The sequence below is a fragment of the Mycobacterium uberis genome (assembly GCF_003408705.1).
Lineage (GTDB): Bacteria > Actinomycetota > Actinomycetes > Mycobacteriales > Mycobacteriaceae > Mycobacterium > Mycobacterium uberis.
On the sequence record NZ_QAYL01000028.1, the window covers coordinates 12,660 to 30,753 of the forward strand.

Consider the following 18,094-nt stretch of genomic DNA (forward strand, 5'->3'; position numbering starts at 1 on the left):
ATTTATTTGATCGTTACCCAGATGAGTGATGGAAGTGACCATGGCAAAGCAATCCGACGCGGTAGCTAGAGTCGGTCAGATAGACACCACCACCACCACCGACATCACAGCCACCGCGCCGGCACCTAACACCCGGCGGTCAGCGGGCTGGTTGACTGCTGTCGCGCCGTTGTTGTTGGCCCTAAGCATCGCAGCGCGACTGGCCTGGACCTACCTGGCGCCCAACGGGGCAAACTTCGTCGACCTGCATGTTTACTTGGGCGGTGCGGCCACGATCGACCATCCCGGCACCCTGTACAGCTACGTGTACGCTGACCAGACGCCGGACTTCCCACTCCCTTTTACCTATCCGCCGTTTGCAGCGGCCGTCTTCTACGCGCTGCATCTGTTGCCGTTTGGTCTGGTGGCGTTTCTGTGGCAGATCGTCACGATCGTCGCGTTGTATGGCGCAGTTCGGATCAGTCAGCGCTTATTGGGTGTTTCCGCCGATACCGGTCATCACATCGCACTGTTGTGGACGGCGATTGCCATCTGGATTGAGCCGCTGCGCAGCACCTTCGACTACGGTCAGATCAACGTGCTACTGATGCTGGGGGCACTGTGGGCCGTCTACACCACGCGTAGCTGGCTATCGGGACTGCTAGTCGGCGTGGCAGTCGGAATCAAGTTGACGCCGGCGATTGCGGCTGTCTACTTTCTCGGTGCCCGACGCGTTCGCGCAGCCGCGTTGTCGGTGGCCGTGTTTGGTGTCACCGTCGTGGTATCGGCTTTCGTTGTTGGTGATCAGACTCGCTACTACTTCACTGAGCTGTTGGGTGACGTCCATCGAGTTGGCCCCATCGCCACCTCGTTCAATCAATCGTGGCGCGGCGGCATCTCGCGGATCCTGGGCCACGACGCCGGCCTGAGTCCGTTGTTTTTAGTGGCGATTGCCATCACGACCGTAGTGACGGTCGTTGCCTGGCGTGCGCTCAATCGGTCCGACCGGCTGGGCAAGCTGCTGGTGGTCGAGTTGTTCGGGCTACTGCTTTCGCCGATTTCCTGGACTCATCATTGGGTATGGCTGGTGCCGCTGATGATCTGGCTTATTCACGGGACATTGAGCGAACGCCCCGGTGTGCGGATTGTGGGTTGGAGCTGGTTGGCGCTGAGCTTCATCGGTGTGCCGTGGTTGCTCAGTTTCGCCCAACCGACCATCTGGCAATTGGGCCGACCATGGTATTTGGCCTGGAGCGGCCTGGCCTACATCGCGGCGGCGCTGGTGACTTTGATTTGGATTGCCGTTACCGGGAAATGCTCCACCGCCGGCTAGTCGCCGATGATCCCGTCGATACCGTGTGCTATAGCGAATGCTATTCTTGATGCAACCACCGGCAGAATGCGTTACTGGAGCGAAAGTTGCTGTGCCAATGAATAGCGATGTTGCTGGGGCGGTTATCTGTGGCGGGGCAGTGTTGGTGGCTCAACGGGTTCGGCTACCGGAGCTGGTGGGCCGCCGGGAAACTGCCTAGCGGTAAGGTTGTGGCCGACGAAGCCGAGCGTGAGACACGAGCTCGTGAGGTGGCTGAGGAGCTGGGACTTGAGGCCACTAACGTCGCGATAGGCGGTCGGCTAGATGGCGACTATTGCGGTGAGCGATTACGACGACGCTGCGAGCCTATCGCGTGTATCTGATTCGCGGCGAATCCCACCCGTGGGACTACTGCGCATTGTGCTAGGTGATGGCGGTGGAACTGGACGATGTAGACTGGGCGCTGACCGATCGGGGCTGGCTATCCGGCTTGTTTTGGGGTCTTTTGAGCAAGCACTGGGAAAAGCAACAGTCACTACCCAGCTTGCACACAGTGCTATTGAAGCTAACCGATGTGAACTGGACAGCATTAACTTCACAAGACCGTAGTCAGATTTGCATGCCGATCAAAATTCCGATGGTTGTCTGGACGGTGTGGTAAATGGAAACCGTAATGTTCATGATATGGGATCCTGTTAACAGGTTGCGTATCACGGGTGTGGTCAGCCGGGTACCGCGACCTAATGCTGGCGCACTGTCGAGTCCTGGGCCACTACCGAGCAGTCAACCAGTATGAGGTCCGACATAGGTGACGAGGGGAATCGCTCATTTACTATTGTACCTCACGTTGGTAAGAAGGCTTGAAGAACTGCGGGAATGCAGCGGGCGCTTCTTTGACTTCGGTGAATTCTCAGCCGATCTGTGTACCGTTATCGGGCGCAGTGGCCGAGAAAATGGCGTATTTTTGCCGCGATCGGTGGAGTAAAATCAAAGTGGTCCGAGCAAGTGGGCCGGGTGGATGGTTCGTGACTAGCTGGACGTTGAGTTGGTCGGCAACGTGTCGATGTCTGTGATGGATATCGACTGACTCGACGCGTGGAAGGCGTAGGGCCGAGGTGAGTTGGTGTTGGCCATGCTCGTGAAGATGATGCCTTGGGTAAAGGTTCGGGCTCACGGTCGGCAAGCTGCAGGTGGTCGCCCGCACGATTGATGGCAGGCTACATAAGCCGTTCGAGGCGATGACGATCGACTGTTCCGAGGAGTTCGTCGACGCGATCACCCAGTTGATAGCTGGCCGCAAGGATCGTATGGAGAAGATAGTCAACCATGCTGCGGGGCTGGGTGCGGGATGGACTTCATTGTGCCCAGTCGTGGTTTGATTGGCTTCACGCTATGCTTAAGTGCTTGCGGTACCGGCGTTACCAACGCTGTGTTAGACGGCTATCAGCCGTGGGCCGGGGAGATCCAAGCCAGGCAAGAGGAATCGGGCACGTTGATCTTCGACCGGACAGACGCCATTACGCCGTTCGTTCTGCTTCAACTCGCCGATTGGGGCCAGTTCTTCGTTTAGCTTGGCCAGGACACATAACCAGGGCATGGTCGTCAGAATCAACCCGCGCCCGGATGACCTCGATATCAATGTCACCCGCGAGCAGATAGGGAGTAAGTATACAATCTTCGACCGCTGATGTCATTGAGACGTTGGCCAAGTCGCTCGAGCTGAACTTGGAGCGGACGATGGAATTCTGCTCGCCCGACCAATATTGTTGAGGTGATGCCCGAGATTGTTTAGGTGCGCAAGGTCGAGCTGCACGCCACCGCCCGGGGTCGTAGCCGGGTACGAGTCAAGGCGCGGAGCTAACTCCGGCGCAACATGCGTTGTGTGATCACACTGGGTCTGCGGGATCGGTGCTCGATACCCTGATGGGTGTGCCCAGACGAGCCCGCCGCGTTGTCGTGACGATGGCTGTGCTGATCTCGCTGGTGGATCTGATGTTGGCGGCGTGTACCGTCAGCCCGCCACCGGCACCGCAAAGCACCGAAACGCCGCGAAGCTCACCGCCACCGCGGATCACCCAGATCATTATGGGCATAGATTCGATCGGCGCGGGTTTCAACCCGCATCTGCTGTCCGATCTGTCGGCGGTAAACGCGGCGGTCAGCGCGCTGGTGTTGCCGAGCGCATTTCGGCCGGCACCCGATCCCAGCTCGCCGACCGGCTCACGTTGGGACATGGACCCGACCTTGCTGGTGTCCGCCGATGTAACCAGCCAAAATCCGTTCACGGTGATCTATAAGATCCGGCCCGAGGCGCAGTGGACTGACAATGCCCCGATCGCAGCCGACGACTTCTGGTACTTGTGGCGACAGATGGTCAGTCAGCCCGGCGTCGTCGATCCGGCCGGATACGACCTGATAACTGGTGTGCAGTCACTTGAGGGCGGTAAGCAGGCTGTCGTCACCTTTGCGCAACCGTATCCAGCTTGGAGGGAGTTATTCAGCAACATCCTGCCGGCGCACATCGTCAAGGACGTGCCGGGTGGTTTCGCGGCCGGGCTGGCCCGGACGTTGCCGGTCACTGGCGGACAGTTTCGGGTGGAGAACATCGACCCGCAGCGCGACGAAATCCTGATTGCCCGCAATGACCGCTACTGGGGACCGCCCGCCAAACCCGGGCTCATCCTCTTCCGTCGTGCCGGCGCACCGGCCACGCTGGCCGATTCTGTGCGCAACGGTGATACCCAGCTAGCCCAGGTGCATGGCGGCTCCGCCGCCTTCGCCCAGTTGTCCGCAATTCCCGGGGTGCGGACTGCTCGGATTGTGACGCCGCGGGTCATGCAGTTCACGTTGCGCGCCAACGTGCCTAAGCTGGCTGACATCCGGGTCCGCAAGGCGATTTTGGGATTGCTCGATGTTGACCTACTGGCCGCTGTGGGGGCCGGCAGCGACAACACCGTGACACTAGACCAAGCCCAGATCCGATCGCCGAGTGATCCTGGCTATGAGCCGACCGCGCCGTCGGTGATGACCACGTCAGCGGCGATGGCGTTGTTGACCGCGTCCGGATTCCAGGTTGATGCTACCACGTCGGCTTCGCCGGCGCCCAATTCGACAGCATCGGTGAGTACCAGACCGCCGGAAGTCATTCGTGCCCGGATCAGCAAGGAGGGGCAACAACTTTCGCTGTTTATCGGCGTCGCGTCGAACGATCCGACATCGGTGGCTGTGGCTAATACGGCTGCCGACCAGTTGCGCAATGTCGGTATCGCCGCGACGGTACTGGCGCTGGACCCGGTGGTGCTTTATCGCGACGCGTTGAACGATAACCGGGTGGATGCGATCGTCGGCTGGCACCAGACTGGCGGAAACTTGGCGACGTCACTGGCCTCGCGGTACGGCTGTCCCGCATTACAGGCGACAGAGGTATTGACCTCCAACGCATCGGCGGCCAATCCCTCCGACCCTGCCGAGCTTACACCGCCTGCCGGCCTGCCGCAGCCGTCGACACCGATGACGTCCAGTCGCTCGCCTGAGCCGGGTGCGCTGGTTCGGGCGCCATCAAATCTCACCGGCATTTGCGATCGCAGCATCCAGTCAAATATCGATGCCGCTCTCAATGGCAGCAAGAACATCAACGACGTTATCAACGCGGTCGAACCGCGACTGTGGAACATGTCGACTGTGTTGCCGATCTTGCAGGACACCACGATCGTTGCGGCCAGTTCGAACGTCCAGAATGTCAATCTTTCTGGAGCTGTACCGATCGGCATCGTCGGCGACGCCGGACAATGGACCAAAACCGGGCCTTAGGCATAAAAGGGAAATCGTGCAAAACTGGCTTGGTTCGTCAGTTAGCCCGTGCCGCGGTCGTCGCTGGTTGTGACGGGATCACGGTGTCGACGATGAGCGCCAGCTCGCGTCGGTTCGTCGGCGGCCTGGTGAGCAGAAAGTGCTGTGTAATCAATGTAGAACCGATCTGTGCGGTTAGCGGAGTGGTTATAGCAGGGTCGATGTCGTCGTTGCGAACGGCGGCTTACAGGATTCGACTGAACGATGTTCAAGCACCGTGCCACCACGGTGTCGGCGAAGATGGTTCGCAGCTTGGGTTCGTGAATGAGTTGGCCCATGATGTCCAGGCCGGGAAAGGAAGTTTGGCCGGCCAGGACGTCACGGTGCGCGGTAAATACCGCCAGCAGGTTCTCCCTTGTTGACCGATTGGTACGTGGTTTGGGCAACGACGGTAGAACGTTCCGCAGCGCGGCGTGTACCAGATCATGTTTGCTGGCCTAGCGACGGTACAATGTCGGTGTGGGCGCGCAGCAATGCCCTACCATAACTAGGCTGCCATACCCGGCTTCAGCCAGTTCGGCCAGCGTAGCCGTGTAGAGGGCACGCTCAAGAACTTTACCTCACTGGCGGCTCTGGCCGGTGCTCGGGGTCATTTGGGTGGGCTGCGCCGTTTTTCGATGGTAGCCGCCGATGTTCCTGTTTGCTGTTGTCGTATACAACTGTTTGAAGTGTTCGACATCGTCGGTGCGGTTAGGAGGACAATATCGAACACCGAAGCGGCTTTCGACGACATCGGTGCTCGGGTAGGGTGCGTCCATGTCTGAGACGCCGCGGCTGCTGTTTGTGCATGCCCATCCTGACGATGAGAGCTTCAGCAACGGCGCCACCATTGCGCACTACACCTCGCGTGGGGTGCAGGTGCAGGTCGTGACTTGCACACTTGGCGAGGAAGGCGAGATCATTGGAGACCGCTGGGCGGAGCTCGCCGTCGATCACGCGGACCAACTCGGCGGCTACCGAATCTTTGAGCTCACTGAGGCGTTGCGGGCGTTGGGGGTCAATGCACCCATATATCTCGGCGGTGCCGGTCGATGGCGCGACTCAGGTATACGTGGCACCGCGCGACGGCGTCGTCAGCGATTCATCGATGCTGACGAACACGAGGTGGTCGGAGCTCTGGTCACGATCATCCGCGACCTACGTCCGCACGTCGTGGTGACCTATGACCCCAATGGCGGGTACGGTCACCCTGACCACGTTCAAACTCACCTTATCACCGCAGCCGCAGTTGCCTCTTCTGGGGTGGGAACCGGCTCAGCTGTCGGGACCGATGAATACCTGGGCGAGCCGTGGACGGTACCGAAGTTTTACTGGTCTGTCGTTGCCCTCAGTGCGTTTGAGGCCGGGGTGAACGCGCTGGAGGATAAAGATTTGCGGCACGAGTGGACGATACTGCCGCGTGAAGAGTTCGACTTCGGATATTCAGACGAGGACATCGATGCCGTGGTCGAGGCAACCGCAGACGCATGTGCCGCCAAGGCGACTGCACTGGCTGCGCACGCCACTCAAGTCGTCGTTGGCCCGACCGGCCGGGCGTGCGCTCTGTCGAACAACATGGCGCTGCCGATTCTCGCACAAGAGCACTATGTTCTCGCTGCCGGTTCTGCGGGGGATCGTGATGAGCGCGGTTGGGAAACTGACCTGTTTGCGGGACTGAGTCTGGATGGATCCTGATACGCGGTAGGCTGCCAGTCAGGTAGCCGCGGAAGGAACTGGTATGGACCCTGATCTGGACCCTAACCTGCAGCATTGGCAGGACAGACTCGACAGTCTGCAGTGGGAAATTGCATCGGTGCTCTCGCAGATCGACAGTGTCCCGACCTGACCGAAACCAAGTTACGCGCCGCGTCAGTTGACGACAGCGAGGGGGCAGACCTCGCCATTCGCGTTGTTGTCTTAGCGCTTTTAGCTGTCGACGGAGTTTTGTCTGCATTGGGCGGGGCGATGCTGCTGCCTTTCTATATCGGCTCTGTACCGTTTCCGATAAGCGGGTTGGTCAGTGGAGTGGTCAATGCGGTGCTGGTGTGGGCCGCCGGGAGCTGGACGAGGTCACCGCAGTTAGCTGCGTTGCCCTTGTGGATGTGGCTGCTTACTGTCGGGCTACTCAGCCTGGGCGGTCCCGGCAATGATGTCGTTTTAGGGGGCAAGGGGATACTGGCCTACGGGGCACTGTGGTTGATCGTGTTGGGCCTCTTGCCACTGGCGTGTGTACTATTGCGGCGCAAACGCTACGGTTAGCGGGCCGGTTGACGGGAGTCGCGGTACCGGTGGGAGGAAACTAAGTACTCGGTTAATCTCGGTCTGAATGAATTGGCTGGTCGACGCTGTGGTGGCCGGGCAGAAGTTGCTCAGCCCTTGGCTGAAGATGATTGCCCTGCCAGTCGATCGTGTTGAACAGGCTGCTTTGCACCATGGGCTCGAAGAGATAGTAGAGGAAGTTGATCTGCGATGCTAAGAATGACCGGTCCAGGGTACCTAACTCACCACATGCGATAGTAGATCAAAGCTGTAGTGTGCCGATGGTTCAACGGCCAGGTATAGATTCTCGATAGCTTTGCCGATCGATCCGGCTGGATGCCGGCGCTGCTGCAGCGTTGATCAGATTCGTCGACTACAGTCGGGTGTTTGCCGGAGCGGCGAGTACACTAACACCGCCGGTAGGCCAAAACCCCAGCGCGCTGACGCCGGTATGGTTTTCGGCTAATCTGCTACCGCTCGGGAGACTGAAGCTGGCGTTGCCGGTCAACCCTTCGGCTCTACTGGCAACTAATACGAGACTTTCGATGCGTCCCACAACGTTGGGCCAGACGCCGCCGGCCGCCGTGTGACCGCCATTGCCGGATAATTGGGTGCCTCAGCAGCTCGGCGGGTTTGTTTACCGCATTTACTAGCGTCTGCACGGCATTGGCCTTGGCTGTGGCATATGTGTTGGCGCTAGTGCTTATGGCCCTACGGGAATTGCTGATGAAACGCGGACAGTTGCGTGCTTAGCCGCTGATACCCCTGCGCATGCCGGGAAAACAGCGCGGCGATTTGTTTTGATACCTGATTAGTGGCAGCGGCCAGTGTTCCGGTTGTCGGGGCCGTCGCTACTGCGTTGGCAACGCTGAACGTGGAATTACTACCGGCCAAATCCGACGCTGCGGTAACCAGTGCATCTGGTGCAACTAGCCCCGAAAGACATCCCATACCTTTCCTGTGCGTCCGTTACAGCGCGGCCATCGCCTAGTGATGACCGATTGAAGGAATCTTCTCGCGATCCCCGGCTGGTTAGCTGCGATATCTGCGAATCGGTTGACCGAGCATCCGCCGGGCGGCGATGACACCGGGATACTCGACCGTGTGCCAGCGATGGCCTGGCGCTAGTGTTGCAAATATGCTACAGGGGTCGCGGATGAAATTTGATCGTGGGGAAGTTACACTAACGTGCCGCTGACTGAAGGCCAGGAGCCCATCGTTCTTTCTAGCCCTGTTGTTCCGTTCAAGCCCAATCCGTCGGCGCTACAGCGGGTATTACGGCGGGCTCGAGACGGCGTCGCGCTGAACGTTGAGGAGGCGGTCGTTGCGATGACCGCACGTGGCGAGGATCTGGCTGATCTTTGCGCAAGTGCGGCTCGGGTACGTGACGCGGGTCTCGAGTCGGCTGGACGACACGGCGCAGACGGCAGGTTGCCGATCACCTATTCGCGGAAGGTGTTCATCCCCGTCACACATCTGTGCCGCGACAGGTGTCACTACTGCACCTTCTTCACTGCACCAGATACGCTGCGTGCCCAAGGTTCTGGGATGTACCTGGAACCCGACGAGATCCTCAACGTCGCCCGTCGCGGAGGCGAACTCGGTTGCAAAGAAGCGCTATTCACTCTCGGTGACCGTCCTGAGGATCGCTGGGTGCAAGTGCGCGAATGGCTTGTCGAACGGGGTTATGATTCTACGTTGTCCTATTTGCGGGCGATGGCGATTCGCGTGTTGGAGGAGACCGGCCTGTTACCGCACTTAAATCCTGGCGTGATGAGTTGGTCAGAGCTGTCGCGGTTCAAACCGGTGGCGCCTTCGATGGGAATGATGCTGGAGACGACGTCGCGACGACTATTTGAAACGAAAGGCCTTGCACATTACGGAAGTCCGGACAAAGATCCGGCAGTGCGATTGCGGGTGCTGACTGATGCGGGCCGGTTGTCCATTCCGTTCACCACCGGTCTGCTGGTGGGAATCGGCGAGACGCTGGCCGAACGTGTCGAAACTTTGCATGCTATTCGCAAGTTACACAAGGAGTTTGGCCATATACAGGAAGTGATTGTGCAGAATTTCCGCGCCAAGGAGCACACTGCTATGGCTGCGGTGCCCGATGCTGGGATCGAGGATTACCTGGCAACTGTGGCCGTTGCGCGGCTGGTACTGGGTCCAGGTATGCGCATTCAGGCGCCGCCGAACCTGGTGTCCCGTGACGAGTGTCTCATGTTGGTTGCTGCCGGTATTGACGACTGGGGTGGTGTATCACCACTGACCCCGGACTACGTCAACCCGGAACGGCCCTGGCCCGCTTTGGATGAACTGGCTGCCGTCACCGCGGAGGCTGGTTACGTCCTGGTACAGCGGCTGACCGCTCAACCCAGATACGTGCAGGCTGGTGTCGCGTGGATCGACCCGCGGGTGCGGGGTCATGTTGTGGCACTGGCGGATCCGGTGACCGGCTTGGCTCGCGATATCAATCCTGTGGGCATGCCCTGGCAGGAGCCTGATGACGTGGAGTCCACCGGTCGGGTGGATCTCGATGTGGCGGTCGACACTGAAGGCCGTAACACCGAAGCCCGCAGCGACCTCGATAGTGTATGCGGTGATTGGGAATTAATCCGTGCCCGTGTGCACGAGCTGGCCGACCGTGCCCCGGAGCACATCGACACCGATGTGCTTGCTGCGCTGCGCTCAGCTGAGCGCGATCCTGCTGGTTGCACCGACAGCGAGTATCTGGCGTTGGCCACCGCTGATGGTCCTGCACTGGAAGCTGTTACTGAACTAGCAAATTCGCTGCGCCGTGACGTGGTTGGTGATGACGTGACGTTTGTGGTGAACCGCAACATCAACTTCACCAACATCTGTTACACCGGCTGCCGGTTCTGCGCGTTCGCTCAGCGCAAGGGTGACGCCGATGCCTACTCGTTGTCCAGTAAGGAGGTCGCCGACCGCGCGTGGGAGGCACACGTCGCCGGTGCCACCGAAATATGTATGCAAGGTGGTATCGACCCTGAGCTTCCTGCCACTGGTTACGTTGATCTGGTGCGTGCCGTTAAGGACCGGGTCCCTTCGATGCATGTGCACGCGTTTTCCCCGATGGAGATCGTCAACGGTGTGACTAAGAGTGGGTTAAGTATTCGTGAATGGCTGATCAGTCTGCGCGAAGCTGGTCTGGACACCATTCCCGGCACCGCTGCCGAGATCCTGGACGACGAAGTGCGCTGGGTACTTACCAAGGGCAAGTTACCCACGTCGATGTGGATCGAAATCGTCACCACGGCTCATGAGGTGGGCCTACGCTCTTCGTCGACCATGATGTATGGTCACGTCGATGGTCCACGTCACTGGGTGGCTCACCTGCAGGTCCTGCGTGACATCCAGGACCGCACCGGTGGCTTCACCGAATTTGTGCCATTGCCTTTCGTGCACCAGAATTCGCCGTTGTATCTGGCCGGCGCGGCGCGTCCTGGGCCTACTCATCGTGACAACCGTGCTGTGCACGCCCTGGCGCGAATCATGCTGCACGGCCGTATCTCTCACATTCAAACCAGCTGGGTGAAGCTTGGTGTGGCACGCACGCAGGTGATGCTCAACGGAGGTGCCAACGACCTGGGCGGTACGTTGATGGAGGAGACTATATCGCGGATGGCCGGTTCAGAATACGGTTCCGCCAAGACCGTCGCCGAGCTGATCGCTATCGCGGAGGGCATTGACCGCCCTGCCCGCCAGCGCACTACCACGTATACTTCGCTAGCAGCGTAAATCCTTAAGAGGCGTGGTATGTACGTACATCTAGGCCGGCGAGAGGCCGGTGAAGTCGGCGCTTAGCGAGCCTTCACCGTGCGAAGTGGGAGAGGGTCGGCTGCTAAACCAGTTTAGTGAGAGGCTCAGTAGTTACTGCAGGTGCCAGCGACCTGATCGACGAGTCCAAGGTATTGCGCAGCCCCTGGCATGGCTTTTATTTGCTGGACCATTTGCTCGCGCTGCGTCGGCGAAGCGGCTAGGAAATGAGATAAATAGCTCTGCGCCATCGGCGATGAGTTGAACTCGGCGGCAGCACCCGGATCCGCCGCGTTGAGTGCTGCCATCACTTGCCTGTAATTGCAGTGCGTGCCGATGACCCCATCCAGTGGATCTGCGGATGCGATCCCGGTCGCAGCGGCTAGTGCCAGCGCCACACCACCCAGGGTGGCAGCCAATTTGACCAAAGACCTAACCATGTATGGACACCTTCCCCAAATCAGGGTACCTCCAGCAAGTACAGTGACGGCGTCATACTCCAGTGGTTGCCGTCTGTGATTAAGGCTACCAGGCTCACATAGCTTACTTCTAATGTAAGAGATATTGGCTAATGTTAAGAAATATTGGCGACCGCGATGCGGACGTTATTATCTGTAGGTCGACGGCCTGCTGATGTGGTTTGCGATCAGCGAAATTTGGGCGCACAGGCTAGAGCCGGGTGGCCAGCTCGGTGTCCTGTTTAATAACGTGATTTGCATCCAGCTTCACAACAACGGTCGCCCCGCTGATGATGTGTGGGGTTATGCCGGCATTTTGCCGATAGCGGACCAGCTCCTGGTCTGCACATAGCATCACAATTGTCAACCGGGAGCAGTTGTGGGCGCTGCCGATTCGGTCCGAAACTGATATGCAGGCCGCCGTTGATCTGCTCGTAATTCACCCCGTAGAGTTGGTGTACGCTTTTAGCCTTTTCAACGATGTTCGGTGTACTCATTCACTGGTTTTACCGAGCTGTTTGCTCTACGGGACTTTACTGCGCTGTAGTGGTTACACCTCATGGGTGAGTGGTGTGGGCGTCGAGAGGTAGCGTGCCGTGTCCTTCTTGCAGATCCGCGGCGCCCCATTTGGCTTTCCACGCGTTGAGGTCTTTAGGGTCTCGGATCGACGACTGTTCGGTGAACAGGAGTTCGCTGATAGCGAAGCCGGTGCCTCCGGTGCCGATCACCGCTGCGGTTTGTCTGACCGGCTTGCTGTCTAAAATCACTTTGGTGTAGGCCACCACCATCGGGTGGTCAATGTCGGGGATGGCTGGAATGCGTGGAGCCATTCCGGTGACTAGCATGACAACGTCGTGCCCCGCCAAGTCGACTGTTGATATCCGAGTGCCTAGCCGTATCACAACGCCGTATTTGTCATTTGTCCAGCCTCGTTGTGAAGTACCGGATAGTTGCGTTGAATTCCTCTTTGCCGACAATACGCCCGACTATTTCGAACTGGCCGCCGATGAAATTATTTGGCCTCGAACAGTGTAGCCTTGCGGCCCTGCTGGGTGGCCGTTGAAAGGTTGCGGTCAGTCTGGTAGGGTCGGCCTCGACGACGGCCACTGAGCGGGCGCGCCAGATTCCGGGGACAACACTAGCTGCGTTTCGTGCCCAGCTCGAGGATTGAGCAGGGATTACGCCATACTTTTTGTGAATGTATGGTTGAGGCAGGCTTGATTGCAGGCGATGCAGGTATTGATCTCCATGGAAAGGTCCTTCGTGCTCTTGCGCACCCACTCCGGGTAGCTCAGCAACGACCGGGCCATCGATGCCAGCTGTACTCCGATCTCGGCTAAGATTCTTTCGGCGGCTTGGGGAATGTTAATCCGATTCGACGCCACCACGGAGATGCTGGCGTGTTGGGCGGCAGCGTAGCTGATGTCGACGAAGGCGCTGTTGGGCACCGAGGTGACGATCGTCGGTATCCGGTCCTTATGTCAACCGAAGCTGGAGTTGATGATGATCGCGCTCGCGGCTTCCACCTCGGTCGTTAACGTGACGATCTCATCCCAGCTTTGGTTGCTGTCAACGTAGTCGGCCCTTGACATCTTGTAATAGATGATGAAATCTGGGTCCGACGGCGACGCGGGTGCGGCGCACGGCCTCGATCGCGAGCCGGCGGTGGTTGGCCACTGTGTCACCCAGGGATCGGTGTTTTTATTGGTGCGTAGCGCCAAGAACTGGTCGAACAGGTACCTTTTCTGCCCATGATTTCGACTCTTTCCTAGCTGTCTTCGCGAGCCAGTTGTGCCCAGCGAGTGAAATCAGTGGTTGTTGTTTCGGCACACCGGGATGACAGTCCTCGAGTTTGGAACATGTTGATCAGCAACTTGATTAATGAAGTTCTTGTCGAAAGCTGTTGGTAAGAAAAACTTCCTGCGTACAGGATCTTCAGCAGGATTTTGGCGTTCGATTCGTGGACAGTTCCGGTGACACGACGATGTCGGCTTGCGTGTCGCGCGGGCGCCAATTTCTAGACGAACGGCAGCAGTCAGCCGGTGTGGTTCGGTGCTTCACCACCTGTAATGATCAGTTCGACCTCGCTGCGTTCACGTTCAGCGAAATATACTTTCGAGTCAACCGATATGGCGATCTAGGTCTTCTAGTCTGGTGTATATCGGACCCACGACCGCCCGATTGCATAGCGTGATAAAGCCAAGATCTAACGAAGGCAATAAGGTTGGGTAGGGATTCCGCTGCGAGAAAGGATTGAGTCATGGTTTTTCCTGAAGTCGTCCGGAGGCCACTGCGGTGCCGGAGTTACCTCGTCAAGCCGGTCGATCGTGTTCTCTTTGGCCCGGATTCCATCGGGCAGCTTGATGGCGATCCAGTAGCTCAGCTCGGCACAGCCGTTATCGGAAACCGGGCAGACCTTCTTAGCGGGCTGGCTGCGCTGGGTGACTAGCTCGTGGCCTGAGCCGACCTGTTCGCACAGCGAGATCAAAATCCCGTGGGGTAGCGCCCCCTAGGCAGGCTAAATCGTAACGTGCGGCGCTATGCAAGTTAGGTGCATAAGAGCTAACGTTTAGTATCAGTAATCGAACGCCTTGTCCAGCGAGCGACCTGTACGTACCGCGGTGAGGCGAACAGCACCCCCACACCGAGCAGTACACGGAGGAGACGTCTGTGACGTACACGATCGCCGAACCCTGCGTCGACATCAAGGATAAGGCATGCATTGAAGAGTGCCCGGTCGACTGCATCTACGAGGGCGCTCGGATGCTGTACATCCACCCTGACGAATGCGTCGACTGTGGGGCGTGCGAGCCGGTCTGTCCCGTCGAAGCGATCTACTATGAAGATGATGTGCCCGAACAGTGGAGTCAGTACACGCAGATCAACGCTGACTTCTTCGTTGAGTTGGGATCGCCGGGTGGCGCAGCGAAAGTCGGTATGACCGAGAACGACCCGCAAGTAGTCAAGGACCTTGCGCCGCAGGGCAAAGGTGACTGAGCCGGCCGATGCTGGATGAGTTAGCCGGAGGAGTGCGGCCCCCTCACAGGCGAGTGTCGGCGTACCTGCCGGTGTTTCCCTGGGACACCTTGGCCGATGCGAAAGCTGTGGCTGGAACCCATTCCGACGGCGTCGTCGACCTGTCTGTTGGTACTCCGGTCGATCCCGTCGCACCGCTAATCTCAGCGGCTCTTGCTGCAGCAGGCTCCACAGCTGGGTATCCTGCCACGGCCGGCACCGTGCGGCTGCGTGAGTCCGTTGTGGCCGCGTTGGACCGCCGCTATGGCATCACCGGACTCACTGAGGCAGCCGTGCTGCCCGTGATCGGCACTAAGGAATTGATTGCCTGGTTGCCGACCCTACTGGGCTTGCGCGCCGGCGATGTGGTAATAGTGCCGGAACTGGCGTATCCGACGTATGATGTCGGCGCCCGACTGGCCGGAGCACAGGTGCTACGTGCGGACTCACTGGCCCAGCTGGGCGCGCAGTCGTCGGCGCTGTTCTACCTCAACTCCCCGAGCAACCCGACCGGACGAGTACTCGGTGTGGATCACCTGCGCAAGGTGGTGGGATGGGCGCGCAATCATGGTGTTGTGGTGGCTTCTGACGAGTGCTACCTGGGTTTAGGTTGGGACGTCGAGCCGTTATCGGTGTTGCATCCTTTGGTGTGTGACGGCAACCATGCCGGCTTGCTGGCGATGCACTCGCTGTCAAAGAGCTCATCGCTTGCCGGGTATCGGGCGGGTTTTGTCGCCGGAGATCCGGGCCTGGTCGCTGAGCTGCTGGCGGTGCGCAAACACACCGGGATGATGGTGCCGACGCCGGTGCAGGCGGCCATGGTCGCCGCTCTTGAGGACGACGCTCACGAACGCGAGCAGCGAGATCGCTACGCACGCCGAAGGAATGCGTTGCTGCCCGCGGTCGTATCAGCCGGCTTTACTGTCGACTATTCCGAAGCTGGCTTGTACCTGTGGGCCAGCCGTGATGAGCCTTGTCGGGACAGTGTCGCGTGGTTCGCTCAGCGTGGAATTCTGGTGACCCCCGGCGAGTTCTACGGTCCTGGTGGTTGTCAGCATGTGCGGGTCGCCTTGACTGCTAGCGATGAAAGGATCGCCGCTGCTGTCGCGCGGCTCAGTTAAGTCACCGGACAACGCCGTGAAGTTCGCCTCGTTGATCTGTCCTTGGTACGGGATGTTTTTGGTTTGAAAGAGCTTGGGAAAAAGGCAGAATGCATTGTAGATGTTTTGTCAGCCTTAAATTCATCGGGTAAGTGAATTTAGCCATGATATCTTCGGCTGATAATTTGACCGGAAAGCCGTGCATCCCGCTGACATAGTCAAGCGTGTCGTTCTAGGAAGATCTTAATCGAATTGCTGCCGCATGCCGGGTTGGCGGCGTTCGCCTTGTTGCTTTCCGTCGTCGGTGTCATCCTGCTGATTCTGGTGTTGGTGGCCGCGTCGTATCGGCAGGTTGTCATGGCTGACACCCGAGCGGGCAGGTCCTATATCGTCGTGCAGAAAAACTCCGTCCTCCCAGGTGACGCAGATTCGCTGTGGTCGCTTTACTGATCGGCTATGCGGTCACAGTAACGGTGCAGTCGGCGGCTGGGATGATTGCGATGGTGTCGGTGATCGCTCGTGTTGGGAACCTACGTTCTGGACGTCGTAATCGGTATGTTGCTGCTAATCGGTTACTTGAACCTGCGCAACTTACGCAAAGCGGTGATGCCGTTCGCGGTGGTGATTTATGCATTCATCGTCACAGTTTCCTTGACAATCGTGGTCGGTGTTATCCACGAAATATTCAGGTAATAAACGTAACGCGGTCTGAATCAGCTGATCAGAGTGATGTTGATACAACAGGGGAGCGTGCTGATGATGGGTGCGATGATCTTGATTTTGTTGCGTGTGTTCACCAACGAGAGTTCGCCATTGACTGGTGTTGAGTAGAAATCAAATACAGCTGATGTCTTTAGAAAACAACAGGTCCTCAACGCGTGCTATGTGCTCGTATCCATGGCAGCGGTTTTTGGATTCTTGTTGGTCGGTGTTGCTGACCTGGCGTTTGTGACTCACGCAACGTCGTATGTTCATGAATATCCGTCAGTCTTGTCGCAGGTTGCCTGCTCAACCTTCAGCGATGGGATAATCGGCAATATCTTCATACCTTCTTATCCAGAAGGTATCGGCTGCTATGTTGTTCAACGGTGCGAACATCAGTTCCAACGGATTGCTGGCGTTGGGCAGCTTTGTGGCCGAAAAACGTTTACTGCCAAGTTGGCTGGTGAAAAGCTTGCACCAGCTAGTATTTTCGAATAGTAGCATCGCACTGTCGGTGACGCGTCTTGCGACGACCAGCGGGTCGCTCAATGCACTGGTTCCATTTTACGCGGTCGGTGTGTTGACCAGATGCTCGATGGAAGGTTACGGGATGACCAGAAACTATCTGATTCACTGAGAACCCGGTTGGTGACACCACTGACGATCAACTTTTACGCGAAGATCGTGTCCACGATCGTCGTCGGGATCTTCGTTGTGGCAAAGTTCACCGAAGGTGCGTGACTGCTAGTCTGGGTAAACCTAGTCTTGGTATTTGCGCTGATGCGACTCAACCGGGAATATCGATCCGCGAAAGCCATTCTCGCGATGTTCCGTACTGATCGCCCTGAGTTGGTGAGGTACGCGCGGCACCGAGTCGTTCGGCACGCTGGGCTGCTGTGGTGGCCGCTAACTGTGGCGGTAATGGTTTGCTGGTGAATCACGTGCCGTTCACCAAGATCGGTGGCATCACGGATGCGTTGGGGAGACTTCGGTACGGCTGATCCGCGTCCACTCGGCAATCGCATGCAAGAACCTGCCGCCACGCTACCCCGTACCGTGGTATCCAACGTATCCAACGCAGCCGTGATCACCTTCCTATCCACGACACCACAATGAACTCAACTCACAACACCAAACTATCGGAAGACACCGATAAAAAACTGCCGTTTGAAACCAATGAAACCATTGGTAACACAAGTGATTAAAGGTTGGCAACCTAAGAATTCTGCTGACGATTTAGGTAACCGACACCGTGGGAGAAGGATAAGCACCGACATTTTAATCCTCGAATTCAGAATGCTAGTAACGATTCTGATCACGGTCTCAAAATAGCTAGCATACTTGATTCCGATGATAAAACTCCAGCGGTTTTATACCGAAAACCACTATCGCTGACACAGCGAATCTCGTTGTAAACCTATGTGTTGTTGGTTGGTGGTGTTGAAGCGAGGTTTTGGTCTGTTCTTATCTGGGGAGAGTCTAGCCAGTGTGACCATGGTGATGTCGTGATGCAAGACCGTCGCCCCTTACGGTACATGCGCTAGCCTTCACCTCATTTTGATGAAGACCAGCGCAACCCCCCGCCAGACAGTGTGCTGCGAGTCGCTACCCCAACCCCCGCACAGATACATCCCAGACACCTAGTCCCGGCCAGTATCCCAATC

14 protein-coding genes and 5 pseudogenes are annotated in these 18,094 nt (G+C 58.0%); 14 read left to right on the plus strand and 5 right to left on the minus strand.

The annotated features are described in order from the left end of the window. Positions 1-28 precede the first annotated feature (28 nt). The 6 genes and pseudogenes from MUBE_RS13510 (at position 29) to MUBE_RS13525 (ending at position 5,101) form a co-directional block, all read left to right on the plus strand. Complete coding sequence (locus tag MUBE_RS13510) at positions 29-1,312, plus strand: mannosyltransferase (RefSeq protein WP_207801717.1); 1,284 nt, start codon at positions 29-31, stop codon at positions 1,310-1,312. A gap of 128 nt (positions 1,313-1,440) precedes the next feature. Further along, entirely contained in the window at positions 1,441-1,674 is a 234-nt protein-coding gene (locus tag MUBE_RS20585) for an NUDIX hydrolase (RefSeq protein ID WP_424399103.1), read from the plus strand. Between the two features lie 44 nt (positions 1,675-1,718). After that, on the plus strand, positions 1,719-1,952 hold the full coding sequence (locus MUBE_RS20590) for a hypothetical protein (RefSeq protein WP_165849874.1): 234 nt from the start codon (positions 1,719-1,721) through the stop codon (positions 1,950-1,952). 131 nt (positions 1,953-2,083) lie between these two features. Continuing rightward, positions 2,084-2,298, plus strand: a pseudogene (locus MUBE_RS20595) (hypothetical protein); the annotation flags it as partial. A 26-nt stretch (positions 2,299-2,324) separates the two neighbouring features. Then, positions 2,325-3,152 (plus strand): annotated as a pseudogene (locus MUBE_RS18590) (large ribosomal subunit assembly factor BipA); the annotation flags it as partial. Between the two features lie 62 nt (positions 3,153-3,214). After that, positions 3,215-5,101, plus strand: coding sequence for an ABC transporter family substrate-binding protein (locus MUBE_RS13525; protein ID WP_116540934.1), 1,887 nt, complete (start codon positions 3,215-3,217; stop codon positions 5,099-5,101). A 37-nt stretch (positions 5,102-5,138) separates the two neighbouring features. Here the strand turns inward: MUBE_RS13525 and MUBE_RS13530 are convergent. Then, a pseudogene (locus tag MUBE_RS13530) lies at positions 5,139-5,700 on the minus strand (TetR/AcrR family transcriptional regulator); the annotation flags it as partial. A 196-nt stretch (positions 5,701-5,896) separates the two neighbouring features. Between MUBE_RS13530 and mshB the strand changes: the two are divergent. The 4 genes from mshB (at position 5,897) to MUBE_RS18600 (ending at position 7,968) form a co-directional block, all read left to right on the plus strand. Then, on the plus strand, positions 5,897-6,814 hold the full coding sequence (gene mshB / locus MUBE_RS13535) for an N-acetyl-1-D-myo-inositol-2-amino-2-deoxy-alpha-D-glucopyranoside deacetylase (RefSeq protein ID WP_116540925.1): 918 nt from the start codon (positions 5,897-5,899) through the stop codon (positions 6,812-6,814). 102 nt (positions 6,815-6,916) lie between these two features. Next, on the plus strand, positions 6,917-7,378 hold the full coding sequence (locus tag MUBE_RS13540) for a hypothetical protein (protein ID WP_165849875.1): 462 nt from the start codon (positions 6,917-6,919) through the stop codon (positions 7,376-7,378). A 67-nt stretch (positions 7,379-7,445) separates the two neighbouring features. Then, positions 7,446-7,595 (plus strand): hypothetical protein, encoded by a 150-nt coding sequence (locus MUBE_RS18595; RefSeq protein WP_243633077.1) that lies wholly within the window; start codon positions 7,446-7,448, stop codon positions 7,593-7,595. A gap of 139 nt (positions 7,596-7,734) precedes the next feature. After that, entirely contained in the window at positions 7,735-7,968 is a 234-nt protein-coding gene (locus MUBE_RS18600) for a hypothetical protein (protein ID WP_243633078.1), read from the plus strand. A gap of 121 nt (positions 7,969-8,089) precedes the next feature. Here the strand turns inward: MUBE_RS18600 and MUBE_RS18605 are convergent, their stop codons facing one another. After that, positions 8,090-8,329, minus strand: a complete 240-nt coding sequence (locus MUBE_RS18605) for a PE family protein (protein ID WP_243633079.1) — start codon at positions 8,327-8,329, stop codon at positions 8,090-8,092. Between the two features lie 237 nt (positions 8,330-8,566). Between MUBE_RS18605 and MUBE_RS13550 the strand changes: the two genes are divergently transcribed. Beyond that, complete coding sequence (locus MUBE_RS13550; RefSeq protein WP_116540926.1) at positions 8,567-11,137, plus strand: bifunctional FO biosynthesis protein CofGH; 2,571 nt, start codon at positions 8,567-8,569, stop codon at positions 11,135-11,137. A 125-nt stretch (positions 11,138-11,262) separates the two neighbouring features. Here MUBE_RS13550 and MUBE_RS13555 read toward each other — a convergent pair whose 3' ends face one another. The 3 genes and pseudogenes from MUBE_RS13555 to MUBE_RS13565 all read right to left on the minus strand — a co-directional run bounded on the left by MUBE_RS13555 (position 11,263) and on the right by MUBE_RS13565 (position 14,101). Then, positions 11,263-11,595: a hemophore-related protein gene (locus MUBE_RS13555; protein WP_116540927.1), complete on the minus strand. Its 333-nt coding sequence runs from the start codon at positions 11,593-11,595 to the stop codon at positions 11,263-11,265. A gap of 229 nt (positions 11,596-11,824) precedes the next feature. Beyond that, positions 11,825-13,832: pseudogene (locus MUBE_RS13560) on the minus strand (oxidoreductase). Beyond that, entirely contained in the window at positions 13,820-14,101 is a 282-nt protein-coding gene (locus tag MUBE_RS13565) for a hypothetical protein (RefSeq protein WP_116540928.1), read from the minus strand. The pseudogene MUBE_RS13560 and the gene MUBE_RS13565 overlap by 13 nt, the downstream one beginning before the upstream one ends. A gap of 182 nt (positions 14,102-14,283) precedes the next feature. Between MUBE_RS13565 and fdxA the strand changes: the two genes are divergently transcribed. The 3 genes and pseudogenes from fdxA to MUBE_RS18610 form a co-directional block, all read left to right on the plus strand. Beyond that, positions 14,284-14,610, plus strand: a complete 327-nt coding sequence (fdxA, locus tag MUBE_RS13570; protein WP_116540929.1) for a ferredoxin — start codon at positions 14,284-14,286, stop codon at positions 14,608-14,610. 53 nt (positions 14,611-14,663) lie between these two features. Continuing rightward, entirely contained in the window at positions 14,664-15,749 is a 1,086-nt protein-coding gene (gene dapC / locus MUBE_RS13575; protein ID WP_116540930.1) for a succinyldiaminopimelate transaminase, read from the plus strand. Positions 15,750-15,944: 195 nt separating this feature from the next. Beyond that, positions 15,945-17,309: pseudogene (locus MUBE_RS18610) on the plus strand (APC family permease); the annotation flags it as partial. Between the last annotated feature and the right edge of the window lie 785 nt (positions 17,310-18,094).

Excerpts from the sequence above, each read along its gene's own strand:
- MUBE_RS13510 (WP_207801717.1), top strand. The coding sequence starts at position 29 with ATGGAAGTGACCATGGCAAAGCAATCCGACGCGGTAGCTAGAGTCGGT.
- MUBE_RS13525 (WP_116540934.1), top strand. The coding sequence starts at position 3,215 with ATGGGTGTGCCCAGACGAGCCCGCCGCGTTGTCGTGACGATGGCTGTG.
- mshB (WP_116540925.1), top strand. The coding sequence starts at position 5,897 with ATGTCTGAGACGCCGCGGCTGCTGTTTGTGCATGCCCATCCTGACGAT.
- MUBE_RS18595 (WP_243633077.1), top strand. The coding sequence starts at position 7,446 with ATGAATTGGCTGGTCGACGCTGTGGTGGCCGGGCAGAAGTTGCTCAGC.
- MUBE_RS18605 (WP_243633079.1), bottom strand. The coding sequence starts at position 8,329 with ATGGGATGTCTTTCGGGGCTAGTTGCACCAGATGCACTGGTTACCGCA.
- MUBE_RS13555 (WP_116540927.1), bottom strand. The coding sequence starts at position 11,595 with ATGGTTAGGTCTTTGGTCAAATTGGCTGCCACCCTGGGTGGTGTGGCG.